Source organism: Streptomyces sp. NPDC002838, assembly GCF_040295365.1.
Taxonomy (GTDB): Bacteria; Actinomycetota; Actinomycetes; order Streptomycetales; family Streptomycetaceae; genus Streptomyces.
Genome location: NZ_JBEOVF010000028.1, coordinates 70995 through 97870, shown reverse-complemented (window position 1 = coordinate 97870; position 26876 = coordinate 70995). Strand labels below are relative to the sequence as shown.

Below are 26876 nucleotides of genomic sequence, written 5' to 3'. Positions count from 1 at the left end.
CACCGGCGGGCCCGGTGACCGGACGCCGTCTGCCGTGGCGCCGCTCACCGGGCCGCTCCGGGCCTGTCGTCGACGATGGCGACGCCGCTGATCTCTACGAGGCAGCCGTCCTCGGCGAGCCGGGAGACCTCAACGAGCACGCTGGCCGGTGCCGGCTCGCCGAGAACCCGGTTGCGCACTGCGGACACCGCGGGGAAGTCGCGTACCACGTCGGCCAGGAAGATCTGCACGCTCACCAGATCGGAAAGGCTCGCGTCGGCTGCTTGAAGCACCGTTCGGATGTTGTCGAAGACGGCCTCCGCCTGCCCGCCGGCATCGCCGGGCGACAGCACGGTGCCCTGCGCGTCGGTGGCCACCTGCCCCGAGACGAACACCATGCGGGAGGAGCCGGTCATCCGGCAGGACAGGCCCGGCGAGTACCGCCCGATCGGCTTCGAATGGCCTGACGGTACGACCGACTGTGCGATGTTGCTCACTACTCACTCCGTTCGGGAAAGGGGCCGAACGTGGAGGTCGTCGCCGCGACGTGGGTCTCGCGGATCTCCACGTGGGCCGGTGTTTCGTACAGCGCGGCAACGACCTGTGCGACATCGGCCGCGGACAGCGCGCCCGGACGGGTACCGGGGCCGGCCTCGCGGTGGGCGCCCTGGAAGGAGGTATCCACCCGGCTGGGTAGTACCAGGCTCACCCGGACGCCGTTCTGGCGCAGTTCGCGGCGGGCCACTTCGAGCAGGGCGCGCATGCCGGACTTCGCCGCGCTGTAGGCGGCGCGTTCCGGGAAGGGGTGGAGTACGGAGTCGGACAGGAGCCCAACGATCAGTCCCCGTCCGGCGATGAGGGAGGGCATCGCCGCGGTCAGAGCGTGGAAGGCGCCGTCCAGGTTCGTACGGATGGTTCGATGCCATTCGATCGGGCCCAGGTCCGACAGCGGTGTCCATACGCCCGCGCCTGCGTTCAGTACCAGCCCCGCGAGCCCGCCGGGATCCGCGCAGGACGCTGCGGCCGCCCGCCGCACCGCGTCGGCGTCGCCCACATCCACCACGGCGGTACGGACGTTCGTGCCGCCGGCGGCCAGTTCGCGCGCGGTGTCGGCCAGATCCCGCTCGGTCCGCGCCCACAGCGCGAGATCGAACCCGCGGGCGGCCAGCGCCTTCGCGGTCGCCCGGCCGATACCCCGCGACGCGCCGGTGATCAGGATCCGGCGCCGGCCTGTCACGGGACGAGCCTTGCCGTGGCCCGGCGGCCGGGTATCAGCTCCATCCGGCTGCACACCGCGTGCACGGTGTCCGGCAGCAGATCCGCGAGCACGGCGAAGGCCGCGTCGACCGACTTGACCGACGGCGAGCGGTCGCCGCCCACCGAGCAGATGCCGTCCGACCGCACCAGTCCCGCGGACACCTCGCGTGCCCCCGCGGCGCGGAGTTGATCGGCCTTCGCGTGGTGCACCGCCAGCGCCCGCTCCTTGGCGAGACCGGCGGCCGCGATGAGGAGCGTCCCGGAGCACACCGCGTACAGACGGCATCCCCGCGCGTGGGCATCGCGCAGCGCGGCGAGGACCTGCTCTGTGCCCGCGGCCGCCACGGCACCGCGGCCCCCCGGCACGACTGCCGCGTCCGACGACACCAGCGTGGCGAGATCGTCCTCGGCAGTGATCCGGACGCCGGCGGAGGTGGTCACCGCACGGTCCGCCGCGGTGATCCGGACCGAGACCGCCGGAGCACGCCCGGCGGCAGCGTCCGCGCCCTTGCACAGCACCGAGTACGCGCCGAAGAGATCGAGGTCGTCGACACCGTCGTACGCGAGAACGCTCAGCAGCATGCCAACCTCCGGCTGTCCGATCCCATCCCGGGCCTAGCCCTTCTCCGGTACGCCGGGGTGCGGTGTGTCCGCCTGCCGTGCCACGGCCTCTTCGAGGGCGCGCAAGGAGTGTGCGACGTCGGCGCCCGTGTACTTCGGGTGTCCGCCGTACGGTGACTTCAGCGCGCGGACAGCGGCGGCCGGAAAGCCGGCGGCGCCGGCTCGCCGGGCCACTGCGGCGATCCGGACCAAGTCGATGATGACCCCGGCCGCATTGCTGGAGTCCTGTACTTTCAGCTTGAGGTCGATGGAGACCGGCGTACCGGCCCAGCCCTGCCCCTCGATGTTGAGCATGGCCACCTTGTTGTCGCGCAGATGCGACACGAAGCCGGCCGAGGGGATGATCTCAACACTGGAGGTGTCCACGCCCTCCTGGGCCAGCGCGTTGATCTTCGACTGGCGCTTGCTGGCCCCCTGGTCGCGCAGGTTCCGGAAGTCCTCATTACCGCCGAGATTGAGCTGGTAGGAGCTGGTCAGCGTGAGGCCGCGCTCGCTCAGCAGTCCCAGCAGCGCGCGGTGCACCACCGAGGCGCCCAGATGGCTGGCGAGGTCGTCGCCGACGAGCGGTATGCCCGCGGCCTCGAAGCGGGACATCAGGTTCTCCGAGCGGGCCGCCACCTCGGGCGTGCAGTTGACGAAGGCGACGCCCGCCTCGAGGGCCGCCAGCGCGTAGGCCTCTGCGGCCCATTGCAGGCCGGTCGGAAGCGAGTAGAGGAGCACTTCGGCCCCCGACTCGGCCAGTACTTCGGTGACCCGCTTGAACCCGACTGAACTGGGGTCCGCGTCGTCCGGCGTGAGACCCGGCTGTACGGTGAAGGGGCACTCGGGCAACGGGACGTCGAGTAACGGGTAGTTGTTCGGCTCGGCCAGCACTGCCTCGTGGAAGGGGTGGCCGACCTTGTTCTCGTGCAGGTCGAACGCGGCGACGAACTCCAGATCGCTAACGCCGATGCCGCCGATGCGGGCGTTCTTGACGCCTGGGAAGCCGTTCTCGGGGTGGCCCTGGGCGCTGAGCTTCCGGTAGAACTCCATGCCCTGGAACAGCGCGGATATGTTGTTGCCGACACCGGCGGTCGCCAGCCGGATGGGAGCCGTCACAGAATCAGTCCTTCTCTAGAGTGTGGCGACGGTAGGCTCGGTGGAGGGAATTGGTCTCACCGGCCGCGCGCCGAGTGCGATAGGGCTCCGGCTCACCGACCGCCCCCGGCGATGGCGTTCAGCGCCTCGTCCAGCAGCAGCTGAGCGGCGAGACCGTCTTCGAAGGTGGCCGCACGCAGGTCGGGATCGTCCGTGGTCCCGGTGAGCAGGCGGTACGGATTCATCGCGTCCGGCGGGAAGTCGCTCGTGCGCACACCGCCGGTGTCCGCGAGGCTCACGACGGAGCGCGCTTGGCCGTCGTCTGGGCTGAGCTCGACGACAGCGGTCCCCCTGTCGCCGTGCATGGCGACGCGCACGGCGCGGTGGCCGGCCGAGACGCGGGAGACCAGGATCCGGGAGTCGACCGCCCGGTCCTCGGACGTCAGCCGGACCTCCGCCACGTCCTCTGTCTCGCAGTGGACGGTCTCCTCTCCGTGCTGGCGCTGCGGCCATATGGTCCGGGCGCTGCCCGAGGTCACCCGCCAGGGACCGGGCAGCAGCCAGCGGAGCAGGTCGAACAGGTGGACACCCTGGTCGCCGAGGGCTCCGGCGCCTGCGGACGCCTTGCGGTGACGCCAGGGCCACACGGTCTGCGGGCCCGCCAGGAAGTCATGGTGGAACTCCAGGTCGACGCGGAACACCGGGCCCAGGTCGCCGTCGAGGACGGCCCGTCGCAGCGCACACAGCGCAGGGTGCTGACGCCACTGGAAAGTGACGAGTGCCCGCTGGCCCCTTGCGTCGGCGAGGGCGGCGAGCCGTGCCGCACTCGCCGTGTCCTGCGCGAGGGGTTTGTCGGAGACCACCGTGAGTCCGCCGGTGAGCCCGGCGGTCAGCAGTTCCTCATGACTGGCCGGGGGCGTGACGACGGCAAGAGCGTCGACCCGGCGCCGGTCGACGAGGGTTGCCACGTCGTCGGTGACGCACTCGATCCCGTAGCGCTCGGCGAGTGCGACGGCGCGTGAGCGGTTCTTCCGGTAGCACAGCGCCGCCACGGTGAGATCCGGACAGGCGCCCAACCACTCGAGATGCACCGAACCGAATCCGGTGCCGACCAGAGCTACGCGCATCAACCCTCCGCTGTCATGTGCTCAGCCCCGCCGGGCCGCCGTGTTCCCGGAGACCTGAAGCCCTTGTCGTATATTGTTCAACTTAGTTGAGTTTAGGTGGAGTTGTGGAATTCCTGCAAGAGCATTCACGGCGTGGGGAGTTCGTCGGCGGGGTCGTAACCGGGCGAGGTGCACAGGATGATTTCGGCCGCGCCGGCGCCCCCGTTGCGGTACCGGTAGCGGGTGCCCGGCGGTATGAACAGGACGTCACCGGCGCTCGCGTGCATCTCCTGCGTGCCGACGACGAAGTCCAGCTCGCCGGCCAGGACATGGTAGAGCCGCCAGCTGACCCGAGCGCCGGTCCAATCGTGCTCGGCGGCCTCCGGCATGATGAGCCGCACAGTGGACATCGGTGCCCCCTCGGGTGTCGGATACTCCGACAGCCGGACGTCCCCCAGAAGGATCGTCGCGGTGGCACCGGACGGCCGTGGCAGTGTCATGGTCTTCCCTTCAGAGGCGCAGCTGGCCGCCGCTGACGTTGATCGCCTGCGCGGTGATGAAGTCGGCGTCCGCACCGGCCAGGAAGCTGACCGCAGCAGCCACGTCGGACGGCGCGGTGGGGCGGCCCAGAGGGATGTCGTCCGTCAGACTCCGCCTGATGTCCTCCCGGGCGGACTCCGGCGTCCGCGAGCGGATCTCGTCGACGACCTGGTCCATCATCGGCGTGTCCGTGATCGCCGGGCAAACGGAGTTGGCGGTGAGACCGGTGCCGGCGAACTCGACCGCGAGTGTCTGGGTCAGCCCCACGAGTCCCGCCTTGGCCGCGACGTAGTGGGCATACAGCGGATACGCGTGCTTGGCGAGGTTCGACGCGATGTTGATGACACGGGACCTCGGCTGCGCGAGCAGGTGTGGGAGGGCCGCCTGCGTGAGGATGAACGGCCCCGTCAGATTCGTGTCGATCATGCGGTGCCACTCCTCGTCGCTGATGGCGCCGAACTCCCGCAACGAGATAACGGCCGCGTTGTTGACCAGCACGTCGATACGCCCGAGGTCGTCGATCACCTTCGCGACGGCCACCTCGACCGCCTCGCGATCGCGGACATCGACGTGGTAGGCGTGCGCCGTGCCGAAGCGTGCCGAGAGATCGGCGGCCCGCTTGGCCGAGAGTTCGTCGTCGATGTCGAACAGCGCGATGCCGAAGCCGTCCGAAGCGAGCCGCTCGGCGATTGCCGCGCCGGTACCGCGGGCGGCACCGGTGACCAGGGCGACAGGAACTGGGCTCATCCGTCCTCACCATGTGATCGGGCTGCCGGACACGCCGGCGCGCGGGTTGATTCGTTCGGCACCGGCGCGGTCTGCCGCTCAGGCACTGTCCGCAGCAGCAGCTCCACCTCGGCCGCGGTCGGTGCCGATGCGGTGGCGCCAAGGGCTCGCAGGACGAGAGCGGCGACCGCGGAGGCCCGGCGCATGGCCGGTCGGACCGGCACGCCGTTTGTCAACGCCCAGGCCAGACCGGCCAGGTAGGAATCACCCGCGCCGGTGGTGTCGACGACCTCGTCCACCGCGAACGCTGGTTGGTGGTGCACCACGCCTTCCCCGTCCGCGAGCCAGGAGCCGTCGGCGCCCGCCGTCACGACGGCCGGCACACCGAGCATGTCGTGCAGCACACCGGCAGCCGCCTCCGGCTTCGAGCCGGCGCCCAGCAGGTCCGCCTCGAAGGCGTTGACGACCAAGAGGGCACAGGTCCGGATCACCGGAAGATGCGCCGACAGATCGACGTACTCGGCGAGGCTTCCCGGTGAGAAAATCCACCGGCCCGGGAACTTGTCCGCGAAGTAGGCGGTCGCGTGCACCGGGGGGTCGAACACCACGGCGAGCGGGCAACGGGCCGCTACGGCCTCCTCCGGCGGCTGCCAGTCGGCGTTCGCTCCGCGGATGAGGTACAGACCGCGCTCACCGGACGACCGGTGCACGGGCACGAACACCACGCCTGTGTGCGTCGCGGAGCGGGTGACCGCGTCGAGTCCCACGCCTGCGCGGTCCAGTATGTCCGCAGCCCACACACCGTTGGGGTCGTCGCCGATCGCCGCAGACAGCTCGACAGGCGCGCCGAGGCGGGCCGCTGTCACGGCGAAGTTCGCGGCATGGCCGCCCAGAGCGAAGCAACCGTGGTCGGCGATCGCCGCTCCGCCCGGCAGGCAGAACTCATCGACGACGCCGAGTATGTCGGCGTTGACTGAGCCACAGGCGAGTATCGGGCCCTTCAGCACAGCCCCTACTCCTTTGGCTCGGGCGCCGGCTGCCGCAGCAGCGCGCGGTGCAGATTGAGACTGACGACGGGTACGCGCTCCAGTGAGGTGACCGGAGCGACGAGATCTGCGACGACCTCGTTCTCGTAGCGCAGCCCGAAGTACTCACCGACGGTGGGCCAGATGCTGGCTCCGGGAACGCACATGGCCACCAGCGTGGAGTTGATCGCTCCGACGAAGCGGTTCTGGTCGGTGTAGCTCAGGGAGGAGAAGAAGTCGGGCATGGTGCGCAGGAAGAGGCGCGTGTGCTCGGTCTCGTCCTCGGCGTGCCGCGCGACCCATGCGCTGTGCGACGGCTGGATGACACGGTCCCGCGACAGGTGGGGGAACGAACTGCTGATCGTCGCCTCGAAGGTGAAGCATATGGCGAGCATCGCGAGATCGCCGTAGCCGCGGCGGGCGGCGCTGTCCTGGACGTCGTTGAGCGCGTCCGCGACGTGCCAGTGCGGAAAGCGCAGGTCCTGAAGGCCGCGCTGGAGGCGTACCGACTCGCAGGCACGCATCGAGCCGAGGATGTGCAACTCCTCCTCGACCACCACTCGGTCGAACTGCGCGGCACGGTCCCGGGTCGCGGGGTTGTCGGCGAACATCTCGGCCGCGGGGATCACGAAGTCCCGCTCGCCGAGCATGACGCCTTCGTTGTAGGCGAGCCAGGCCGCACCCAGCGCCACCCGGTACTGGTCCTCCGGCAGGACACTCAGGAACGAGGGCACGGCGTCCCGGGGGAAGTCGTCCAGCTCGGCATTGAAGTCGCTGTCGAAGTCGAATTGATCGAGCCGCGGGAAGCGTGCGGTGTCTACGATCGTGTCGGTGTCTTTCACACTGACCTTCCAGTTGTCCATCACGCGTTTTACAGCGGGCGATGGTATTCACCAACGCCACGGCAAGCAGCCGGGTCCTACGCGCGGAGCACCGTATCGGCTGGTGGGGCAAAGAGTCGTGCTGCCCGAATACGCGGCCTTCCGGGGTGAGCGCCACTTCGGCGAAGGAATACTCCCACTCACCTCTACGGAAGCACATGGATCGCGCCGAGCGCCAGAACGTAACATCGAATAGTGTCCAGATCTGTCCATGTTTCATGCGGATAGTCCCTGCAGGCGATGGCGAGTTTCTCCGCCGCGGATGGCGTGAGTGGCGCATAACATGCGCCACGATGGCCGGAAATATTTGGTTTACCGCGTGTGTCTGATGCGCATGACTGTATGGGAGCGTGCCGGACGGGGCGTTGACTGCCGCTTTCGTCAGTCAAAGGGCTCCACGTTTGTTCGGCCGACTGCTTTGCGGCTCCGCGGAAGGAACAGGGAAGGCTTCCGCAAAAAATGGACTGCACGGCTGTGGTAATTGATCCATCCCGTGTCATAATCACCGGCATGTCAGAGAATGAAACCGCTTTCGAACTCGCTCAGACTGCCGCGGATTACATCCGTGAGGCGACCGGAAATCAACGGCACCGGGCCGTGGTGGTTCTCGGTACCGGATGGGCCTCGCTCGTGGATTACCTCGGCGAAGTGGTGCACGATATACCCATGGCCGAGGTGTGCGGTTTCCCGCACGTATCGGTTTCCGGTCACGTGGCACGTATTGCGTCGGTCCGCATCGGGGATTCCTCCGTGCTGGTGCTGCAGGGCCGCACCCATCTCTACGAGGGATACCACGCCCAACAGGTCGTGCACGGTGTGCGGTCGGCGGTCCTTTCCGGCTGCGACACGGTGATCATCACCAACTCGGCCGGCGGCATCCGCGCCGACTTGAAACTCGGCCAGCCGGTGCTCATTGCCGACCACATCAACCTGCTCGGCGCCTCACCGCTTACCGGACAGCCGCTCTCGGAGCGCTGGGGCACCAGGTTCGTGGACCTCACCGAGGTCTACCAGCCCGAACTGCGCGACTTGGCGCGCGCGAGTGATCCGAGTCTCACCGAAGGCATCTACTCGGCCGTGCCGGGGCCGCACTTCGAGACACCCGCCGAGGTGCGGATGCTCCGGTCGCAGGGCGCCGACCTGGTAGGCATGTCCACCACTTTGGAGGCGATCGCCGCGCACCACCTCGGCGCGAAGGTGCTGGGCATCTCGATCGTCACCGACATCGCCGCCGGCCTGTCCCCGGCGAAGGTCGTGCACGAGGAGTGCCTGGAGGTAGGGGCCCGGGCGATGCCCGGCATCGCGCCCGTCATCGCGGATGTCGTCAAGGCGCTCGACTGACTCCGGCCGACCTCACCAGCCCGGATGTCGTCCAGCCGGAGGGCCGCAACGAGGTGCGGGTGGCGTCATCGCCCGCGTGCGATGACGCCACCCGTTGTTCCGCCTCGCCAGGGAGCGGGCTGTGATGGTGTCGGCCCGTTCCCCGGGTCAGTCGTCCGCAGGTTCGAACGTGTGGTCGAAGTTCAGGCTCTGGTCGGTGTCGGTCGGAGTCATGCTGACCGCGTGGCCGTCGACGACCGACACCTCCACGATCGAGTCCACGTGCGCCGGGCCGAAGCCGGCCCACTTCTGCCGAGCGGCCTTGCGCGCGGCTTTCACATCCGATGCCACGACGAACACCACTTCGTGGTCCTCGGTCAGCCGTCCCGGTGTCGGATCCCCGCCCAGATAGGCGACGTACAGGCGCGGCGCGGCCGCCTCGGTGGTCTCCACATCCCCTCCAGAATTGTCATGTGACGCGATGTTGATGATGTTCAGCCTGGCTCGACCACGCGATCCGCCGCGATTTTGAGCAGAACCCGTTCCTCGTCAGAGTCATTGATCTCCGTGTAGGGAATGCCGAGGTATTGATGGCACAGTTCGTCGATGTGCTTCGCGGCGGACGCGCCGCGGACCACTTCGATCACCCGGCCGCGGACCTCGACGCGGTCCATTGGATCGGTGGGTGATACCAGCAGTACCGAGACGCGAGGATCGCGAGCAATGTTGCGGACCCGCTGTGTGCTCGCCGGCGAGTTGACCAGAATGTGTTCTCCGTCGGTGTCCACCCAAGTGAGCTGTGCCTGGGGGCGGCCGTCGGGCATCAGAGTGACTACCGTCGCATAGGTCTTAGCTTTAGCAAGCCGGATCGCATCTTCGCCCAGCCGTACTCCAGCATCCATGAGGCAGACCTCCATGGAAGAGATGAAAAGGGAATTGGCGTCGTCGCAGCCAGAAAACCGTTCGGTGGATCATCATGAGATCACCACGCATGGGTTCGACCTGTCAAGAGTGCGCGTTCTGGCCAGCCCCTCGCCACTGCGATGGGTTCCGGGCCCTCCGAGTACGTATTCACAGGTCATGGGGGATTGACAACGCGCCAGCATGTCAAGGTAGGCTTCCTGGCTGCTAGTGGAAGTTGAAGTATCATATTCATTGTGTCTGCAAACGGTATCGATGCTCTGCTGCTACCTGGCTGGCGGTGCCGTGGAGAGGATCCAATGTGGACCCGTCTTCCCGAGCAAAACTCGAGGATCTGGTACGGTATCGTGGCGGTGTCGTAAATGCCCATAGTCATCTGGACATTGCGCGGGTGGTTGAACTCCCGCTTTTAGCCGACATCGCCGCTGAGTTCTCGCTCGACCATCCGGTAAGACTCGGTGAACTGCCGCTCACCGATAAGATTCACGTTCTTGACTCACGTCTGCGGACCGCCGACGAATACAGTGAGACCGCCTATTCTCGAGCCGCCTCGTATCTTGAGGAACTGGTCGCCGCGGGCGGTCGCGGCTGCGCGACCTGCGTGACCACGTCCGACGCCACCGGCAGTGCCGTGGTGGACATCTTCGGAGCCCTCAAACGGGACTTCGCCGACCGGCTCACCCTGCGGCTCGCCGCGCTCCACCTGGTGCCGGTGCTCGATGACGAACGCGAGCTGACCGCCTTCCGCAAGGTCTGCGAGCATCCCGACATCGACATGGTGAGCGGCCTCCCGCAGCACCATCCGGACCGCACCGCGGAGTACTGCGACCTCGCGTTCACCATCGCCGAGGAGGTCCACAAGCCGATCGAGGTCCATGTCGACGAGTACCTGGACCCCGAAGAGACGGAGACTCGGACTGCCGCGGAAGCCGCGCTGCGCGCCCGGGAACGCGGATACACCCACCCCATTTCATTCGTGCACGGCATCACGCTCGCCGCGAAGCCGCGCACCGAACGGCTCCGGGTGGCGGGGATGCTGCGGGACGCGGATGTCACGATGGTCATCTGCCCCAGGTCCGGGCTCAGCATCGCAGCGGCCGATGTCTCCAACTACCTGCACAACGCGCTGGCGCCGGTGCGCGAACTGCTCGAATCCGGCGTGCGCATCGCCTTGGGCACGGACAACATCGGTGACGTCTTCCTGCCTCTGAGCTCTGGCGACATGTACGCCGAGGCCGAGTTCCTGGCCGAGGCCCAGCGTTTCTACGACCTCGACACGATCGCCGACATGCTGACCATCAACGGAGCGAGGGCACTGAACCTGTCATGACTCATTCCATGCTGCTCTGCCCGCCAGACCACTTCGAGATCGAATACGTCATCAACCCGTGGATGGACCTCGGCGTTCGGGTCGACCGCGCCGCGGCCCACGAGCAGTGGCAGGCGCTGCGTACCAAGCTCGAGGACCTCGGCGTCCGAGTGGAAGTGATCGCCCCTCAGCCGGGCCTTCCTGACATGGTGTTCACCGGCGATGGTGGCGCGGTGTACGGCCGCATGTTCATCTGCAGTCGTTTCCGCCACCCCGAACGCCAGCCCGAGGCCGGGCACTTCCGGCGGTGGTTCGAGGAGCATGGCTACGATATCCGGTTCCTGCCGGACGACGTCGTCTTCGAAGGGCTCGGCGACGTCAGCATCAACTCAGGCGTCGGCGTGGCCGCATACGGCCCGCGGACCAGCGAGGGCGCCCTTCCGTACATCAAGGAGCTGTTCTCCGAGGTCGACTGGATCGCGTCCCTGGAGCTGGTCGATCCGCGCTTCTTCCACATCGGCGTCTCGCTGGCGCTGCTCGATGAACGTACCGGCATCTACGTGCCGGACGCTTTCTCCGCGGACAGCCGGCGGCGGATCGAGAAGCTGCCGCACGACATGATCCCGGTGTCCGACGAGGACGCGGTGGGGTTCGCCGTCAACGCGGTCGTCGTCGGCCGGGATCTCGTCGTGCACTACTGCTCGCCCGGGCTGCGCCGGAGCCTGGAGTCCCGGGGCTTCCGGGTCCACGTGGTGGATGTGTCGGAGTTCCTCAAGAGCGGCGGCGGGACCCGCTGCCTGGTACTTCCGTTGACCTATTAAGGAGGCGCTGTGTCGTCGGAACCGGTGGTGCTCGGTCTGAATGCCACATACCACGAATCGTCCTGCTGCGTCGTCATCGGTGGAGAGCTGCGTGCCTTCGCTGAGGAGGAGCGCTTCAACCGTGTCAAGCACGCGAAGCCGGCGCATGTCGACACCGTCGACCGCTTACCCACGAGCGCCATCGCCTACAGTCTCGCGACGGCAGGCGTTCGGTGGAGCGATGTCACCCACGTCGCCTATTCGTTCGACCCCGGACTGCGGCAGCCGCTGCTCGACGAGCCTGCCACCGCCGGAAGCTGGGGTACGGCCGAGGGAGAGAAGATCTTCCTCGAGGGGCTGCGCCGGACTCCGGACCTCCTCGGCGAGCTGGCGGGCTTCGACCTCGCGGACCGCTTCCACTGGGTGTCGCACGAGCTGGCGCACGCGGCCAGTACCTTCTACCCCTCGGGCTTCGCGGACGCGGCGATCATCTCCCTCGATGGCATAGGCGAGCACTCCACCGGGCTGCTCGCGCACGGCGTCGGCAGCCGCATCGAGAAGATCGATGAGTTCCACTACCCGAACTCGCTCGGGTTCCTGTGGGAGAAGTTCTCGAAGTTCGTCGGTCTCGGCGAGTATGACGCGCCCAAGCTGATGGCGCTGGCTGCCTTCTCCGAGCCCAGCTGGTTCGCGGAGGCGTTCACCAAGTTCCTCCGGCGCGCCGACGGCCGGTTCGAGGTCAGCCTCGACGTGCTGCGTTTCCGCGATGAGGACTATTCGGAACTGGAGAAGTTCTTCGGCCCCCGGCATCGGCCGGGCGATCTGGTGGACACCCGCGATGCCCAGGTCGCGGCCGCGCTGCAGGCGGCGACCGAGGCGACGCTGGTCGAGCTTGCGGAGAGCCTGAAGGCCACGACCGGCTCGGAGAGCCTCTGCCTGGCCGGCGGCGTCGCCCTGAACTGCATAGCCAACGGACGCCTCGCGGCGGCCGGGACGTTCGAGAACATCTTCGTGCAACCGCTGGCGCACGACGGTGGCACCGCGCTCGGCGCGGCTCTGCACGTCGCGCACACGCAGTGCGGGGTGACCGAGCGGTACGAGATGACCACCCCGTACCTTGGCCCGGCGTTCTCCGAGGAGGAAATCACCCAGGCCCTCAATGACGCGGAGCTGACTTTCGAGCGACTGGCCTCACCGGCGGTCACCGTCGCCGGGCTGGTGGCCGCCGGCTACGTGGGCGGCTGGTTCCAGGGCGCCGCGGAGGTGGGACCGCGTGCCCTGGGTAACCGCAGCATCCTCGGCGACCCGCGCCGTCCAGGCACCCGGGAGCTGATCAATCTGCGGATCAAGCACCGCGAGTACTTCCGCCCCTTCGCGCCGAGCGTGCTCGACGAGTTCGCGGACGACTGGTTCGACGTGAGCGGGCGCTCCCGTTCCCAGCAGTACATGTCGTTCGCCTTTCCGGTCCGGCCCGAGAAGCGCCCCATGGTCCCGGCTATCCTGCACGTCGACGGCACGAGCAGGCTGCAGAGGGTGTCCGCCGAGATGAATCCCCGATATCACGCGCTGATCACGGAGTTCCACCGGCTGACCGGTGTGCCGTTGGTCCTCAACACGTCGTTCAACACGTACGACGAGCCCATGGTGCTCAGCCCCGCCGACGCCGTCCGCACCTATCTGCGCACTGGCATGGACTTCCTGGCGATCGGCGATTTCCTGGTCAGCCGGGCGCCCGTCGGCAGTCCCCCCTCCACCCGCGGCACCGCAGAGGTGGGCTGATGGCGCAGCTCACGCTACCCGTGATCGACCTGTCCGGCGCCGGCACGGACGACCACGCGGCCCGGGTAGAGAGCGAGATCCGGGCCGCGTTCGAGAACGTCGGCGTCGCCTACCTCGTCGGTCACGACGTGCCGCCGGACATGATCGACGGCATGCTCGTGAACACCCGTGCCTTCTTCCACCAGCCACTGCCGACCAAGCTCCGGGCCGCTGCGGACCCACCGTCGCGGTACCGCGGCTACTGCTCGGCGGAGGACTCGGTGCCCGCCGGAGTGACGCCGCCGGAACTGTGGGAATCCTTCGAGTTCAACCGCTTCGACGCTCCGGAGGAGGCGGTGGCGGCTGGCTGCTCGGAACGTGCCGCCACGCTGCTCAAGCCGAACCTGTGGCCGGACGAGCCCTTGCGCTTCCACGACATCACCCGGGGCTACTTCGGCGCCGTGGAAAGGCTCATGTACCAGTTCCTCGGCCACTGCGCGCGAGCGCTCGGTCTCGAGAGCGACTGGTTCGTGTCACGTTTCACGCCGCACTGCTCGTATCTGTCGCTCAACTACTACCCGCCGCAGCTGACACCGCCCCAGGCCACGCAGCTGCGCCAGGTGCCGCACACCGACATCGCCGGGCCCACCTTTCTCTACCAGGACGGAAGCGAGGGCGGACTGGAGATCCAAGCACCCGACGGCACCTGGGCGCCGGTGCCCCACCGGCCCGGCGCCTTCGTGGTGTTCATGTCGGACCTGATGGCACGCTGGACGAACGACCGCTGGAAGTCGACACTGCACCGGGTCGTGAACCCGCCCAGTACCGCAGCCGGAACGGACCGGGTCTCGCTCGCCTATTTCTCCTACCCGAACCTGGACACGCTCGTGGACGTGGTGCCGACCTGCCGCGACGCGGTCGGCGGCACCGGCTACGAGCCGGTGGTGGCGGTCGACTGGGTGCTCAAGCGGATGGGCCGGCCGGGCTAGGTACACGGTCATGGCCCCGACCGCACGCGGACGGACGGAGAGGTTCTTTGCGGCTTGACAGGCACGAGTATCCCGGACGGCTGGTCACCTTCTGCGGCGTCGACGGGAGCGGGAAGACAACGCTGCTGCGCCTCGTCGGGGAGCACCTGCGCCTGCGCGGTGTGGTCACCCACGAGACCCGGATGCCCACCGACATGACGCGCAAGCATCCGCTGATGCTCCGTTTCATGTACGACCCGGACGCAGAGCGGCGCGCGTCCGTCGACTTCCTGGCGGTCAGCCTGCTCGTCATGGCCGACCGGTTGCAGCAGGTGAAAGACGAGATCGCGCCACGCCTGGAACAGGGCGCCGTGGTTCTCTGCGACCGGTACGTCTACCAGGCCATCGTCTTCGCCCGCGCCATGGCGGAACGGGAGGCCGAACTCGTCGCCATCGCCGAGCGGTTCCCCGCACCTGACCTCGCGGTCTTCCCATGCGTGCCGGTGAAGACCGCGCTCGCCCGGATCAACGAGCGGGAGAAGGACAAGGGGAGGTTCGTCGACAGCGAGTTGCTGGCGCGGCAGGTGGCGGCGTACCAGGACGTCGCCGCGAGTTCCGGCGGCTGCCTGCTGCCGAGCGACGGACCGGCTGCTGCTACGTTCGAGAAGCTGTGTCCGCAACTCGACGCCCTGGTGGCCGGTATGTCCGGCGCAGGTCCGGCCGGGGCCCCTATCCCGATCCGCCAACGAACGCAGAGGGTGGCCACCAAGTGAGCGCACGTGAGTACCGGGAGATCTCCGAGAGCGACCTGCTCGACGCTCCGGAGTTCCTGGACTCCATGACCGATGTTGCCAACCAACGGTCGGATCGCCGTGGGCGCGCGGTCCAAGCCGGTATCGACGACCAGGACTTCGCCGTCACGATCGGCAGTTTCGTCCAGGAGGCCGACGAATGTGCCGTGACGGGTTCGGCTTCACTCACGGTGACGCTCCCCGCCGGGCGGCGCGGCGCGCACATGTCACGCTTCATCGAGTCGGTGTACGAGGTATCCGCCCGGCCCTGGCCGACGTTCGCCGCGTTCGTCGACGCCCTGACCCGTGATGTCGCCGAGAGGCAGTGCACCGAAGAGGCGAGGGTGCGGCTCGTGGGCCGAGTGCTGGTGCCGCGCCGCACACCGGTCTCCAAACAGCTGTCCCACGACCGGTTCATGCTGCTCGGCGACGGGCGGATGCGGGCCGGCGAGGTCCGGACCCGCACCGGCCTGGAGGCGACCGTCATCACGGCCTGCCCGTGCACCCAGGCGTACAGCTGGGGCTCGACGGCGCTGACGCTCGCCGAGACGCACGGCGTGAACACCGCCAACCAAATCATGCGGGATGTCGTGCCGTTCACCCACTCCCAGCGTGCGACCGCCACCGTGTGGGTCGACGGAGAGGACGGGCCCTCCACGCGAGACTGCTACGCCGCGATGTGCGAAGGCGCGCACGTGGTTCACGAGCTGCTTAAACGCCCCGACGAGCACTATCTTGTCCAACGGTCGCACACGCGGCCGCAGTTCTCCGAGGACGTGGTGCGCGACGTGGTCTCCGCGCTGCTGGAACGGTCGGACGCCGCCTGGCCCGGTTCGTGCCGCGTGCGGGTGGAGTCGCGTGCGGTGGAGAGCATTCATTCGCATGCCGTGCATTCCGTTCTGGAGGGGACCCTCGACGACTTCCGCACGGCGGAGTGACACGCTGGTCCGGCCGATTCAGCGGCCCGGCGTCCACACCGGCAGGCGGCGGGCACCTGCTGCGAGGCCACCGCCCCGAGCAGGACGCAGTTGATGTCACGCGGCCACGGCCGCTGGCAGGGCCGCCGGCAAGGCGTCTGCGGCGCCGTCCATGAGACCTGGAGACCAGGTGTTCCGGGCATTCCGGTGCGCACTCTTCCATCGAGCATGCACCGCCACCACGTCGGCCTCGTGGCGTGTTCTGGTCAGCAGGTCGTCCCACCGCAACAGAAGGCCGGCCTGCGGTGTGCAGGGCTTCGACGAGCCCCAGCGTGCCGCGGCACAGGGAGTCGTTGCCGAACTCCCGATACGAGGACCTGCTCCACACCGCGCAGGTCGAAACTCGGGTCGTGCTCGTCGTCGCCGGTCAGTACGCGTCTGCCCACGGTGGTCAGCAGCAGTCCCGCCGCTCCTCGGCACCAGGAGCTGGCGGTCACTTCCCGGCCGTCGGCGGGGGAACGCGGACTCCGGCGGGCGGCCGAGCGGACGTCACCTGCGCCCGTGACCGCCGCGAGCGCGTACCCGGTGCTCGCCATGGCTGCCCTGCCGCTCTTTCTGCCACGGGAGGTGCTGAAGCCGGCAAGGGCTCGCGCGTCCTGTTCGCCGTGCTATTGCTCGTACCTGGCCTGTGCTGGCCCGCCTAAGGCCTGTCACCCGCCGCTGCCGCGGTGCGCATCGGCGCCGCCGATTCGGCCGGTTGGCAGCAGGCCACGGACCCCGTGACCAAGCAGACCCTGGGACTCCTCACCGCCGCGCTGCTGGCCATCGTCCTCGACGCAGCCCAGGGCTGATGAGGATTCTTGGTTTCCGGCTCTGTCCGCAGTTCCGTGAATGTCCAGGTCAGCGGCGGGAACGAGGATTCGTTTCGGCAAGGTGTTCTCTGCCGTGGCGAGCACGACGGTTGAGGATGCGCTGTTTTCCGGGATCGATGTGCGGGTGGACCGGGTGTGCGACTCGTCCGGCAGTTGGGTGGCCGAGACGGTGTCGACGGCTCGTCCGGGCCGGTGCCCGGACTGCCGGAAGCAGGCGAGGCGCGTCCACAGCACGTACCAACGAGCCACCATGACGGCACCACGCATTCAAGGGCAGTAGACCGCCCGCCTCACTTCCGTCCTCCACAACAGGACCGGGAATGATCACCGTTGAGAAAACCAGTGCGGCTCTTGATCCCAGAATGTCGGGGTTATTGGTAGGCGTGTGCCTGCGTGCGGTAAAGGTCGGCGTACTCTCCTCCCGCCGCGAGTAGTTCGGCGTGCGTGCCGTATTCACTGATACGGCCCTGCGACACGACGACGATCTGCTCCGCCATGTGCATGGTGGAGAACCGGTGCGAGACCAGGACGGTGACGGCGCCGCGAGCGGCGGAGTCCCTCGTCTGCTCGGCGAACTGCTCGAACAGGTCGTGCTCGGCCTGCGGGTCGAGCGCTGCGGTGGGTTCGTCCAAGAGCAGCAGCAGTGGGGTCTGGCGCATGAGGCCGCGGGCGAGTGCAATGCGCTGCCACTGGCCGTGGGACAGCTCCACTCCTGCGAAGACTCTGCCCAGCTGGGTGTCGGCGCCGTGGGGCAGTTGGTCGACGATGTGGGTGGCGCCGGCTCGCCGCAGTGCCCCGGCCGTGGCGTGGGTGTCGTCGATCCTGGGCAGGTCGCCAACGCCGACGGCTTCCCGGACGGGTACCTGGAGCTTGGCGAAGTCCTGCAGGACGCCGGTGCTCACCGCCCGCCACTGCGCGGGATCGAGGGTCCGCAGGTCGGTGCCGTCCACCAGGATGCTGCCTGAGGTCGGCTCGTGTACCCCGGTGAGCAGTTTGATCAGGGTGCTCTTGCCGGCCCCGTTCAGCCCGACGATACCGAGGGAGGAGCCCGCCGGAATGTTGAGGTTCAGCACCTGGAGTACGGGCGTGCGGGTTCCGGGGTAGGTGAAGGACACGTTCCGCAGCTCGATGCCCTGTCGAAGGCGCCGTGGGGCGGGCAGGCTGCCGTGCGCCGTCGTCCGCGCGTGGTCGAGAAGCCAGCGGTGGTGCTCGGCGACGCGCCCGCCGTCGGCGACCTGTGTGATGCCCTGGACGGCCGTCCACTGCTGGAGGCGGAGCTGACCGGCCAGGGAGATGACGAGGACGGCGTCGCCCGCCGTGGCGCTTCCGGTGCTCAGCAGGTGTCCGACCAGGAGTAGCGCCCCGCCGAGCGCGGCGAAGTAGAACGTCCAGCCCGCCAGTTCCGCGAGCACGCCGCGGAACTGGGCGCGTGATTCCTGGCGGGCTGCCTCCTGCCACAGGCCGACCGCGCGGCGGTCCAGCTCCCGGCCGTTTCCGGAGATCCAGACCTCTTTGGCCGGCTCCGGGTCGAGGCACAGGTCGTGGAGGGCTGCCTCCTTCCGGAGTGGTTCGGAGGTGGCGTCGATCGCCTTGCGTTGTATCCGTCTGGCCCGGTCGGTCAGGGGGAGGATGGGCACGGCGCACACCGCCAGCACGGCGAGCAGGGGATGGACTCCCGCCAGCAGCCAGAAGCTCAGCACTATGCTGGTCAGGGCGGACAGGCCGTAGGCCGCGGCCCAGCCGGTGTTGGTGAGCGCGAGCGTGCCGCGGCGCAGCATGGTGACGCGGTTGAGGTAGTCGGCCCGTTCCAGGTGGACGACGGTGGGTATGCGGGCTGTCGCCTCGGTGATCTCCTGCTCCAGCTGCATCTGGACGCGGTTGCACAGGTCGTTGCGGTAGTTGTGGGAGACGCGTGCCCCCACCAGCTGGAGTGTGTAGGCGACGGTGCCGATGGCCACGGCGGCCAACAGGCCGGTGGCCGGTTCGGTGCCGACTGCGTCGACGACGAGGCGCTGGGAGTAGGCGATGGCCGCCGCAAGCCCGGCCTGCAGCATCACGAACACCCCGACCGTCACGGTGGTCCGCCGGTCGGCCCGGACGCTGAGGCGCATCGTGTGCCGGACCATCCGTGCGCTGTCCCGCATGCTCATGCGTGTCCCTCCGTCGCCTCGCCTTGCTGGAACCGCGACGCCTGGAGCCGGAACAGCCGGGCATACTCCCCGTTCACGGACAGCAGCTCCGCGTGCGTGCCTTCTTCGGCGATGTGACCGTCCTTGAGCAGCACGACCCGGTCTGCGTGCCGCACCGTGGAGAGGCGGTGGGAGATGAGCACGACCGAGGCGTCGCCGACCGAGCCGATCACCTTCTCGTAGAACTCGGCCTCGGCCCGCACGTCAACGTGCGCGGTGGGTTCATCCAGCACGACCAGCCGCCGGCCCCTGGCCACAGCGTAGAGCGCCCGGAGGATCGCGAGCTTCTGCCACTGGCCGCCGGACAGGTCGCGCCCGTCGCTGCCGGTCCGCCACAGCACGGTATCCAGGCCCGACTCCAGGTTGTCGAGGACAGCCTGCGCGCCCGCGGCCTGAGCCAGCTTCGCGATCTCGTCGTCACGGCCGGGGTCTCCCGGCGCGGAGAGCGTGACGTTGTCCCGTGCGGACAGCGGGTAGCGCACGAAGTCCTGGAACAGGGCGGTCATTCCGCGCCGCCAGGCGTCCGCCTCGAACGTGCGCAGATCCACGCCGTCCACGGTGATCTGGCCACAGGTCGGTTCGTAGAGCCCGGCCAGCAGCTTCGTCAAGGTGGTCTTGCCCGCGCCGCTGACGCCCACCACGCCCAGCCGCTCACCGGGACGGATGGTCAGGTCCAGGTCCTCCAGCACGGCCCGTTCGGCCCCCGGGTAGGTGAAGGACACACGCTCGAAACGCACCACCGGGGCCACAGGCGGGGCTGCCCGAGGGCCGGCCCGCCGCTCGGGAGACATGCGCCGCAGGGTGCCCAGCGCCGACACAGCCGTCTTCCCGTACTCGATGTCGAACGCCTCAGGGCCCATGTTGGCGATCGCGAAAATCCCCCAGGCCGCCACCAGACAGGAGGTCAGCTCACCGGTGGTAATGTCGCCGTCGACCGCGGCGAGACCGGGCACCAACAGCGCCGGGCCCGCCGACAGGCCCGCGAGCACAGCGGCGGTCTTCTGACTCCGCAGCACCTTACGACGGATCTTCCAGTAGTCGGCCATCCACGCGTAGTGCGCAGCCAGCCGCCGTTCGCTCACCCAGCCCGCCAGGCCGAACAGCCGGACTTCCAGCGCCGCCTTCGGGCTCGCGCCGAGATCGGCCCAGAAATCCACCTTGCGCCGCTCGGGAGTGGCCGCGTCCTTCACCGACTCCAGATACATCCACTGCCGGCGGATCATCCACCGCACCACAAGCGAAAGCACCAGGCACGAGACGGCCAACAGCGGGAAGTAGGCGGCCAGGACCACGGCCATGGACAGGGCCGCAAGTATGCGGGTGGTGACCTCAGCCTGTCCCACGGCGGCAGTCCCCGGGGAACGCACCCGCCAGGTGAGGCCCTGGTCCCCGGCGCGCGTGGCCACGTCGTGGAAGCCTGGGTCCTCCAGGTGCCTGATGGTCTCGCCGCGCAGCGCGATCCGCCGGACCTCGGAACGGACGTGGCCGTCGATACGCTTGCTCGCGACCGCCCTGATCGCCACGCTGAAAATCTCGCCGGCCTGGCGGACCAGCATGGCGGCGGCGAACCCGGCAGCGGGCCAGACCAGCGCCGCCAGCTCGTCCCCCGCGACCATCGAGTCCACCATGTGCCGAGAGAACACCGCAGTGAGCGGACCAGCCGCCACACCGACCACCATGGTCACCCCGACACCCGCCAAAGCCCACCGGCCCGAATAGCGCAACAACCGCAGAAGGCTGCGGCGTTCTTCGACGACCCTGCGAGCGGAGGACCACCGCAAATCCAGACGGGACGGGGCGGGCGGGGCGCTACTCACAGGCGAACCCTCCATCTGACGGGGTGAGGTTGACTGTGGTGCTGGTGGACGGCGTTGACCAGGCCCGTCACGTTGGTGCGGCGGGGCCGGGGCACGGCTGTTGTCAGAGAGCTCACTGCTCCGACGTCCGAACGACTCTCACCGGTGCGAAAACGGAGACGTTCCGACTGTGGTCGTCAGCGACCAGATCCTGCAGCCCACAAATGAAGCTGACCTCACCGTCAGAACGGCTCGGCAGGACGTCCCAGCCGATCGCCACCTGAAGAATCGACGTTCCGTCCCCGCCGCTCCTCCAGTTGGCCGTCACCTGCTCAGCCACGGGCGCCCCGCTGGGCGCGCGATTGCGTACTCGCGGCGACGAGCCGTCTTCTGGTCGGTATATCTCCAGAGCTGGATCACCGAAGTTCAGCAGTACGCACTCGCTCCCTTCCGCGTCCTGATTCAAGATGGTCATCTTCATGACCAGCGCATCAGTACCCCAGGCCAGCGAGATCTCCGTCTCAAGGGTCCTACCACGTCGCCGGTGGGTGAACGCCCGGGCACCCTCGCTTCCCAGAGTGATCACCGAGCCTGGCCCGAACGTGCTCGCTGCCGTGACGACGTTCTCGCCGAGTTCCGCCACGTAGTCCCGCATCGTGAGAAACCGCTCGATTCGATTTTCGATGCTGTTCAGCTGTTTCGTGGTACGCAAGATCACCGGGTGGTGGTCCCGGTTCCACACCGTCAGACAGTGGGCGGTACCGCTGGCACTGCGCCGCAGGACGTCGGGAGCATCGCCAACGAGGCTCTCGTATACCTCCGTGACAAAGGCGATCGCATCCGTGGCAGACCAGGCAACCGCAAGTTTCGCAAAACGGTCAGAACGGAAACCCGGAAGGCCGACCAGGTCCACAATCTCCGCCACCTCACCGAGCAGGACGCAGGATTGCACCAGCCAATGCGGTTTGAGACAGTCCTTGAAGACGTTTCCGCAAGAGATCAGCGCGGTGGCCTCCGGGGAAAGCGCCGTAACGTCACCGAAGGGCGTCTCAATGCAACGCACCTCTTCCGCCAGCGCCGCATAGTCTACGAGACAGCGATCCGTTCGCTGCCCCAGCCCCTGCGGATCGATGTCAATACGTCCGGGAGAAGTCAGGTCCACCGGAGGAACATCCGGGAATCCCCAGAAGGGAAAGCCGTGATGAACGTCGAGCATGAAGGCATCCTGCTTCAGGCCTTCTCCATCCATCCTGTAACTGACTGCGCTGTCACCCCGGACGAAGTGACCTGCCTCGTGTATTCCGCAGGGCCACTCGGGAATAAGCTCATACCCCAACTGGCCAAGCGGCTCGATCACCGAGGACGCGTCAGCCCTCGCGGTACCAAGCACCAGGAGATCCATGTCCCCGAAATGGCGTAACGGTATGGAAGAGCCGCTCACCAGATGCGCACTGGGGCCCTTCAGGAGGGCGGATCTGTGCCCCATGGCGTGAAGGTGTTCCTGCACCCGAACGACTTCCCTGATGTGCTCCTTAGCCCTTGACTCGATATTCCGCTGCTGTTCTCGCGCCGCGGTGACGATTTCTGCGGAGGCGGTCTGCGCTGCCTCCAGTTCCCGAGCGAGACGACCGATGAGGCGATGCCGATGGCACACGTCCAGGATATTCTGCGTTAGCGGAGTCGAACGAAGAGCGCTATGGGGCGAATCCCGAGAAGTCTGACTGGGGAATGCCACTGCTGACAGAATCTGTACGGTATCGGTCGCCATAGAATCTCCTGTCGGTGGGGAGGACGGGAGGGTGCGGCACAGCCGCACCTTCAATCAATAAGCACTACGCGTAAGCCGACTCAACTCTCATGTACAGTTTGACAGGACCCTGTCAAGCCTGGCGCGTCGAAACTCAGCGAAACAATACACTTTCAGAAACTCGACGTCATGGAAATTACCTGCCGTACTTTCGGACTGCAGCATGTCGCACAGAGGTGTGATCCGTATCACTTGCGGCGATCTCTAATTCAGTCACCCGGCAGGTTTGTTGCAAGAGATCCGAGGCTTTTGTCAAGCACAGGATTCGGCCAGGCGCGCATGCCATCGACACCACCCCGACACCGTTCTGCGCTCTGCGCGGCGATGAGCGCGAGCGTTGCGGCCTCCGTTGAGCGACTCTGCCGGGGATCTTGAGATTCCCGGGCGCGACCGCATGATCAGGAGGGTAGATGTCGAGGTGTCCGGTGTCCGTCCGTCCCCGTTCTGGTGAGCAGGTCCCGTCCCTGACCGCGCAGGTCGCGGGGGCGAGCAACCCGCGTGGTACGACAGCGATTTGGGTGCGTGACGGCTGGACGGTCTCTGGCACGACGAGGACTTCGAGGCGTGGTACCCGCGCGACGGCAGACCCGGGTCATCGCCTGCGCAGCTCTCCACCGTCGGCGTGCCTGCTCAACTTGTCGGACCGTCAGGCGGCCGAGGCAGTGCGCTGCCGCATCGACTTCAAGTACGCGCTCGCCCTGAAGCTGGACGACCCCGGCTTTCACCACAGTGTGCTGTCCGACTTCCGCGACCGGCTAGTACTCCAGCAAAACTTTGACGCTTGACCTGGGGAACACGTTGAGCGGTGGGAGTGAGGCGTTTCCAACCTGCGGGGCGAGCCGGGTAGTTGGGCTGACAGGACGGTGAAGCCCCTGGTAGATGGGTTTCCGACCAAGAAGAACCGTCTCCACCAGAGGCTTCGCGTGTTTGTCTACCCGTCCGGGCTGGACCTGTCCAGCTCTGCCCTGCGCTTCCTCACCACCCGCCTGCGAGAACACCGCCGGTGCTCGGCACCCGACGGCGGCGCCTGAGCGCCGGGCGACAGGCCCTGCTCGCCCTCGCCCCCCTCCGCAACGGCCACCCCTACGCCCGGCTCGCTGCTGGATTCGACATCGGCACCACCACCGCCTACCGCTACAACACCGAGGCTGTCGGCCTTCTGGCCTCGCTCGCCCCCGACCCTGGCAGAGGCGGCCCGTACGGCTTCGACGAAGGCGTACGTCCTGCTGGACGGCACACTCCCGCCGATCGACCGGATCACCGCCGACCAGCCCTTCTTCGCCGGCAAGCACAAGAGGCACGGGATGAACGTCCAGGTCATCGCCGACCCTTGCGGCCGTCTGCTGTGGGCCTCACCCGCCCTGCCCGGAGCCGTACACGACGTAAGAGCCGCCCGCGAGCACGGCATCATCGACGCACTTGCCGAGACTGGCGTCCCCTGCTGGGCCGACAAGGGATACCGCGGAGTCGGCGGCACGGTCCGCGTCCCCTTCTGGGGCGGATGGGAGACCCTGTCCACAGGACAGCGGGCGGTCAACCGTTCCCACGCGAAGATCCCTGCCCTCGTCGAACAAGCCGTCGCCGCCCTCAAGTCCTGGCGGCTCCTACGCAAGCTCCGATGCTCGACCACCCGCGTCACGAGCCTTGTCCGGGCCGTCCTCTGCCTGCATCGCACCAGCTCAGACCGAGGATGGAAAAGGCTCACCGGCAGCTTCACCAGGAAGCAGTAGCCGACCAAGCCCCGCGACCAGCTGCCCTGCACCAACCTCACCGGGAAACGGACATCACTTCACTGGTTCTGTTCCGAGATTCGACAGGGGTCGTTCATGAGTTTGGGAGGCGCCCCGCGGTCGGCGTGTTCGATGTTCATGGGAACGGACAGCACGGGGCCGAGCGTGGGTTCTGCGGGACACTCCGCGCCCACGCGCCCCCGGTCTGAAACCTCCAGGCGATTGCATCGATCACTTCGGCGGCAGGGCGGGCGCGGGAGTCTTGTCAGCGGACGACGTCGAAGACGTTCTTCTGAAGGCCGTTGGCGTAGGCCTCGTGCTCGACAAGCTTCAGTTTCTGGGTGTCCTTGTCCGTGGCGCTGAACAGACGCTTGCCCGCTCCGAGCAGGAGCGGGAAGACGAGCAGGTGGTAACGGTCGATCAGGCCGGCGTCCGAAAGGCTCTGGTTCAGGGCGGCGCTGCCGTGGACGATGATCGGGCCGCCCTCGGTCTTCTTCAGCGCGGTGACGTCGTCGAGCGAGCGCAGGATCGTGGTCTCGCCCCAGTTCGACACCAGGTCGTCCTCAGTGAGAGTGGTGGAGACGACGTACTTCGGCATCAGCTTGTAGTCGGCGAAATCCTCCATGTCCGGCCACACCGGGCTGAACGCCTCGTAGCTGACGCGGCCCATCAGTATCGCGGTGGCTTCCTTCTGCTCACGGCCCTTGATGTCGAACGCCTCGGGGAGGAACTCGATGTCCTTGAAGGTCCACCCAGAGTTCCGGTAACCGGGCTCGCCGCCCGGGGCTTCCAGAACGCCATCGAGCGAGATGAACGCGGTGCTGATCAAGGTACGCATGGAAGTTCCTCCGTGGCTTGTTTCTGTTCCAAGCGGATTCGGTCGTGCACGCTCTGGCCGCACTCGCGGCCGCAGCGCACCAACCATCTCGGTTGCTGCACCGGGTCAGACGGGGCGCGCCGACGGAACTCATCGCAATCGGACGGAGAATCCCAAAAATTTTTTCGGCGGGCCGCCGAGCAGGCGGTCGTGCGGCCGGTGAATCCCCGCCCGGTCGGCAGTCTGAGCCGGTATGAAGACCGTGGAGCTCACCCTCGGTCGGCTCCCTCCCGGGGCTGGGCTGGCCCTCTGTGACCAGCTGGCCGCGTTGGTGGCGAACCGTCCGGACGTGGCGGTCGTCGTCTGTGACGTGTCCGCTCTCGAGCGGCCCAGGCCGGCCGATCTCGACCACCTCACCCAGCTACGCCTGGCCGCGCGGCGCGTCGGTCGGGACCTGGTGCTGCGCGGTGTCTGGCCTCTGCTGCGGCTGCTGGCGCTGACCGGGCTGAGTGAGGTGCCGAAGGCGGGGGCGGCGAGTCGTCAGATCCCCGCGGTGTGGGCGGTGAGGCGCATGGGCAGCCCCCATAGCGGGAACAACCGCTCGACATTCATGTGGTTGGTCATGGTGCTGATCCGGCCGTCGGTGATCTCCAGCAGTGTGATGCCCCACGGGGTCCAACCGTTGCCGTCCTCGGCTGGCCGGCACTGGGCGAACGCGGGCGTGCCGTTCGCCTCCACGGGGAGCATCCGCGATCCCCGGCAGCCGCAGCCGCAGCCGCAGCCGGCGCCGAGCCACCACTCGCCCAGCTCCACGACTCCCCGCACCCACATCTGGTAGGGAGGCATGTTGAGGACAGTGTCCTCGTGCAGGAGCCTCTTCAGCCCGTCGATGTCTAACGCCTCGAACGCCCTGACGTACCTCGCCAGCAGGGCCTGCTGTGTCTCGTCCAGCGGCTTGAAGGTGTCGGTTTCCGGCACGCCGCCGCCTGCGGCGAGCGTGGCTCGCGCTCGCTGCAGGGCGCTGTTCACCGAGGCGACGGAAGCCTCCAGCAGCTCGGCGGTCTCGGCCGCCGACCAGGCCAGTACCTCGCGCCGGATCAGGACTGCGCGCTGGCGGGCCGGGAGCTTCTGCAGCGCCGAGACGAAGGCCAGACGGATCGTCTCCCGGCCCACCGCGACCTCGGCGGGATTCCCGGAGAGCACCCGCTCGTCGGGGATCGGCCCTACCCAGATGTTCTCCTCCAGCTGGGCGAGTTTCGGCGCGGTGGCCGAGCCCGGCGAGAACAGATCCATCGGCCGGGCCCGGCGCTGGGCGGCCGGGGCCATGTCCAGGCAGACGTTGGTGGCGATCCGGTACAGCCATGTGCGCAGCGCCGCGCGGCCCTCGAAGCCGTCGAATTTCGTCCAGGCCCGGACCAGGGTTTCCTGGACGGCGTCCTCGGCCTCGAAGGCCGAGCCGAGCATGCGGTAGCAAAAGGCCGTCAGCTCCCGGCGGAAGGGTTCCAGCCGCTCGGCCACGTCGTCACGATCCCTGGTCACAGACACCGCCGACACCCTAGCCAGATCTGACAAGATCAGCACTTCAACGGCTCGATCCACGCCGTGAAGTCGCATCAGCAGAACCGCTGCCTGCCGGTGCTGTCCGAATCCGTGAACATTTCGATTCCCG

At 67.7% G+C, this 26876-nt stretch carries 25 protein-coding genes and 1 pseudogene; 9 read left to right on the top strand and 17 right to left on the bottom strand.

Translation table 11 applies throughout. From position 1 onward, the window contains the following. Positions 1–44: 44 nt before the first annotated feature. The 9 genes from ABT063_RS30760 to ABT063_RS30720 all read right to left on the bottom strand — a co-directional run bounded on the left by ABT063_RS30760 (position 45) and on the right by ABT063_RS30720 (position 7173). A complete protein-coding gene (locus ABT063_RS30760) occupies positions 45–476 on the bottom strand; it encodes a RidA family protein (RefSeq protein ID WP_351062788.1) in 432 nt (143 codons plus the stop codon). After that, entirely contained in the window at positions 476–1216 is a 741-nt protein-coding gene (locus ABT063_RS30755) for an SDR family NAD(P)-dependent oxidoreductase (protein ID WP_351062786.1), read from the bottom strand. Before ABT063_RS30755 ends, ABT063_RS30760 begins: the two co-directional genes overlap by 1 nt. Next, the gene (locus tag ABT063_RS30750) at positions 1213–1818 is read right to left on the bottom strand and encodes a DJ-1/PfpI family protein (RefSeq protein ID WP_351062785.1); all 606 of its coding nucleotides are present in this window, start codon (positions 1816–1818) and stop codon (positions 1213–1215) included. The genes ABT063_RS30755 and ABT063_RS30750 overlap by 4 nt, the downstream gene beginning before the upstream one ends. 33 nt (positions 1819–1851) lie before the next feature. Then, positions 1852–2955, bottom strand: coding sequence for an inositol-3-phosphate synthase (locus tag ABT063_RS30745; RefSeq protein WP_351062783.1), 1104 nt, complete (start codon positions 2953–2955; stop codon positions 1852–1854). Positions 2956–3047: 92 nt separating this feature from the next. Beyond that, complete coding sequence (locus tag ABT063_RS30740; protein WP_351062782.1) at positions 3048–4061, bottom strand: Gfo/Idh/MocA family protein; 1014 nt, start codon at positions 4059–4061, stop codon at positions 3048–3050. A gap of 125 nt (positions 4062–4186) precedes the next feature. Continuing rightward, complete coding sequence (locus tag ABT063_RS30735; protein WP_351062780.1) at positions 4187–4540, bottom strand: cupin domain-containing protein; 354 nt, start codon at positions 4538–4540, stop codon at positions 4187–4189. A gap of 10 nt (positions 4541–4550) precedes the next feature. Continuing rightward, positions 4551–5327, bottom strand: a complete 777-nt coding sequence (locus ABT063_RS30730; RefSeq protein WP_351062778.1) for an SDR family NAD(P)-dependent oxidoreductase — start codon at positions 5325–5327, stop codon at positions 4551–4553. After that, the gene (locus ABT063_RS30725; RefSeq protein ID WP_351062776.1) at positions 5324–6313 is read right to left on the bottom strand and encodes a carbohydrate kinase family protein; all 990 of its coding nucleotides are present in this window, start codon (positions 6311–6313) and stop codon (positions 5324–5326) included. The genes ABT063_RS30730 and ABT063_RS30725 overlap by 4 nt, the downstream gene beginning before the upstream one ends. 5 nt (positions 6314–6318) lie before the next feature. After that, on the bottom strand, positions 6319–7173 hold the full coding sequence (locus ABT063_RS30720) for a hypothetical protein (protein ID WP_351062775.1): 855 nt from the start codon (positions 7171–7173) through the stop codon (positions 6319–6321). Positions 7174–7671: 498 nt separating this feature from the next. On the opposite strand from ABT063_RS30720, the gene ABT063_RS30715 reads away from it, so the two are divergent. Then, positions 7672–8553: a purine-nucleoside phosphorylase gene (locus ABT063_RS30715; protein WP_351062773.1), complete on the top strand. Its 882-nt coding sequence runs from the start codon at positions 7672–7674 to the stop codon at positions 8551–8553. A gap of 147 nt (positions 8554–8700) precedes the next feature. Here the strand turns inward: ABT063_RS30715 and ABT063_RS30710 are convergent, their stop codons facing one another. Continuing rightward, entirely contained in the window at positions 8701–8985 is a 285-nt protein-coding gene (locus ABT063_RS30710; RefSeq protein WP_351062771.1) for a DUF1543 domain-containing protein, read from the bottom strand. Between the two features lie 41 nt (positions 8986–9026). Further along, positions 9027–9434: a TIGR03618 family F420-dependent PPOX class oxidoreductase gene (locus ABT063_RS30705; protein WP_351062769.1), complete on the bottom strand. Its 408-nt coding sequence runs from the start codon at positions 9432–9434 to the stop codon at positions 9027–9029. A 320-nt stretch (positions 9435–9754) separates the two neighbouring features. On the opposite strand from ABT063_RS30705, the gene ABT063_RS30700 reads away from it, so the two are divergent. From ABT063_RS30700 to ABT063_RS30675, 6 genes are read left to right on the top strand one after another with little or no spacing between them, the layout of a single operon-like run. Then, a complete protein-coding gene (locus tag ABT063_RS30700; RefSeq protein ID WP_351062767.1) occupies positions 9755–10783 on the top strand; it encodes an amidohydrolase family protein in 1029 nt (342 codons plus the stop codon). Beyond that, the gene (locus tag ABT063_RS30695) at positions 10780–11583 is read left to right on the top strand and encodes a dimethylarginine dimethylaminohydrolase family protein (protein ID WP_351062765.1); all 804 of its coding nucleotides are present in this window, start codon (positions 10780–10782) and stop codon (positions 11581–11583) included. The genes ABT063_RS30700 and ABT063_RS30695 overlap by 4 nt, the downstream gene beginning before the upstream one ends. 9 nt (positions 11584–11592) lie before the next feature. Continuing rightward, positions 11593–13341, top strand: coding sequence for a carbamoyltransferase family protein (locus tag ABT063_RS30690; protein ID WP_351062764.1), 1749 nt, complete (start codon positions 11593–11595; stop codon positions 13339–13341). Beyond that, positions 13341–14309, top strand: a complete 969-nt coding sequence (locus ABT063_RS30685; RefSeq protein WP_351062762.1) for an isopenicillin N synthase family dioxygenase — start codon at positions 13341–13343, stop codon at positions 14307–14309. The genes ABT063_RS30690 and ABT063_RS30685 overlap by 1 nt, the downstream gene beginning before the upstream one ends. A gap of 47 nt (positions 14310–14356) precedes the next feature. Further along, the gene (locus ABT063_RS30680; RefSeq protein WP_351062760.1) at positions 14357–15061 is read left to right on the top strand and encodes a dTMP kinase; all 705 of its coding nucleotides are present in this window, start codon (positions 14357–14359) and stop codon (positions 15059–15061) included. Further along, on the top strand, positions 15058–16017 hold the full coding sequence (locus ABT063_RS30675) for a GTP cyclohydrolase, FolE2/MptA family (protein WP_351062758.1): 960 nt from the start codon (positions 15058–15060) through the stop codon (positions 16015–16017). The genes ABT063_RS30680 and ABT063_RS30675 overlap by 4 nt, the downstream gene beginning before the upstream one ends. Before the next feature lie 689 nt (positions 16018–16706). Here ABT063_RS30675 and ABT063_RS30670 read toward each other — a convergent pair. The 4 genes from ABT063_RS30670 to ABT063_RS30655 all read right to left on the bottom strand — a co-directional run bounded on the left by ABT063_RS30670 (position 16707) and on the right by ABT063_RS30655 (position 22621). Further along, a complete protein-coding gene (locus ABT063_RS30670; RefSeq protein WP_351062757.1) occupies positions 16707–17135 on the bottom strand; it encodes a hypothetical protein in 429 nt (142 codons plus the stop codon). A gap of 104 nt (positions 17136–17239) precedes the next feature. Further along, the gene (locus ABT063_RS30665; RefSeq protein WP_351062755.1) at positions 17240–19018 is read right to left on the bottom strand and encodes an ABC transporter ATP-binding protein; all 1779 of its coding nucleotides are present in this window, start codon (positions 19016–19018) and stop codon (positions 17240–17242) included. Next, positions 19015–20685 (bottom strand): ABC transporter ATP-binding protein, encoded by a 1671-nt coding sequence (locus ABT063_RS30660; protein WP_351062753.1) that lies wholly within the window; start codon positions 20683–20685, stop codon positions 19015–19017. The genes ABT063_RS30665 and ABT063_RS30660 overlap by 4 nt, the downstream gene beginning before the upstream one ends. A gap of 301 nt (positions 20686–20986) precedes the next feature. Beyond that, complete coding sequence (locus ABT063_RS30655) at positions 20987–22621, bottom strand: nucleotidyltransferase family protein (protein WP_351062751.1); 1635 nt, start codon at positions 22619–22621, stop codon at positions 20987–20989. A gap of 449 nt (positions 22622–23070) precedes the next feature. Between ABT063_RS30655 and ABT063_RS30650 the strand changes: the two genes are divergently transcribed. Beyond that, positions 23071–23445 (top strand): transposase, encoded by a 375-nt coding sequence (locus ABT063_RS30650; protein ID WP_351062749.1) that lies wholly within the window; start codon positions 23071–23073, stop codon positions 23443–23445. Positions 23446–23583: 138 nt separating this feature from the next. Beyond that, positions 23584–24390: pseudogene (locus tag ABT063_RS30645) on the top strand (transposase family protein). A gap of 265 nt (positions 24391–24655) precedes the next feature. Here ABT063_RS30645 and ABT063_RS30640 read toward each other — a convergent pair. Beyond that, positions 24656–25228 (bottom strand): dihydrofolate reductase family protein, encoded by a 573-nt coding sequence (locus ABT063_RS30640; RefSeq protein WP_351062747.1) that lies wholly within the window; start codon positions 25226–25228, stop codon positions 24656–24658. 519 nt (positions 25229–25747) lie between these two features. Continuing rightward, complete coding sequence (locus tag ABT063_RS30635; protein ID WP_351062746.1) at positions 25748–26752, bottom strand: sigma-70 family RNA polymerase sigma factor; 1005 nt, start codon at positions 26750–26752, stop codon at positions 25748–25750. Positions 26753–26876: the final 124 nt, after the last annotated feature.

Bases quoted from the DNA above. Each gene is read 5' to 3' on its own strand.
- ABT063_RS30670 (WP_351062757.1), bottom strand. From the start codon at position 17,135: ATGCGTGGTGCCGTCATGGTGGCTCGTTGGTACGTGCTGTGGACGCGC.
- ABT063_RS30715 (WP_351062773.1), top strand. From the start codon at position 7,672: ATGGACTGCACGGCTGTGGTAATTGATCCATCCCGTGTCATAATCACC.
- ABT063_RS30750 (WP_351062785.1), bottom strand. From the start codon at position 1,818: ATGCTGCTGAGCGTTCTCGCGTACGACGGTGTCGACGACCTCGATCTC.
- ABT063_RS30735 (WP_351062780.1), bottom strand. From the start codon at position 4,540: ATGACACTGCCACGGCCGTCCGGTGCCACCGCGACGATCCTTCTGGGG.
- ABT063_RS30730 (WP_351062778.1), bottom strand. From the start codon at position 5,327: ATGAGCCCAGTTCCTGTCGCCCTGGTCACCGGTGCCGCCCGCGGTACC.
- ABT063_RS30685 (WP_351062762.1), top strand. From the start codon at position 13,341: ATGGCGCAGCTCACGCTACCCGTGATCGACCTGTCCGGCGCCGGCACG.
- ABT063_RS30705 (WP_351062769.1), bottom strand. From the start codon at position 9,434: ATGGATGCTGGAGTACGGCTGGGCGAAGATGCGATCCGGCTTGCTAAA.
- ABT063_RS30660 (WP_351062753.1), bottom strand. From the start codon at position 20,685: ATGGTGGACTCGATGGTCGCGGGGGACGAGCTGGCGGCGCTGGTCTGG.
- ABT063_RS30655 (WP_351062751.1), bottom strand. From the start codon at position 22,621: ATGGCGACCGATACCGTACAGATTCTGTCAGCAGTGGCATTCCCCAGT.
- ABT063_RS30640 (WP_351062747.1), bottom strand. From the start codon at position 25,228: ATGCGTACCTTGATCAGCACCGCGTTCATCTCGCTCGATGGCGTTCTG.
- ABT063_RS30695 (WP_351062765.1), top strand. From the start codon at position 10,780: ATGACTCATTCCATGCTGCTCTGCCCGCCAGACCACTTCGAGATCGAA.
- ABT063_RS30650 (WP_351062749.1), top strand. From the start codon at position 23,071: ATGTCGAGGTGTCCGGTGTCCGTCCGTCCCCGTTCTGGTGAGCAGGTC.
- ABT063_RS30665 (WP_351062755.1), bottom strand. From the start codon at position 19,018: ATGAGCATGCGGGACAGCGCACGGATGGTCCGGCACACGATGCGCCTC.
- ABT063_RS30740 (WP_351062782.1), bottom strand. From the start codon at position 4,061: ATGCGCGTAGCTCTGGTCGGCACCGGATTCGGTTCGGTGCATCTCGAG.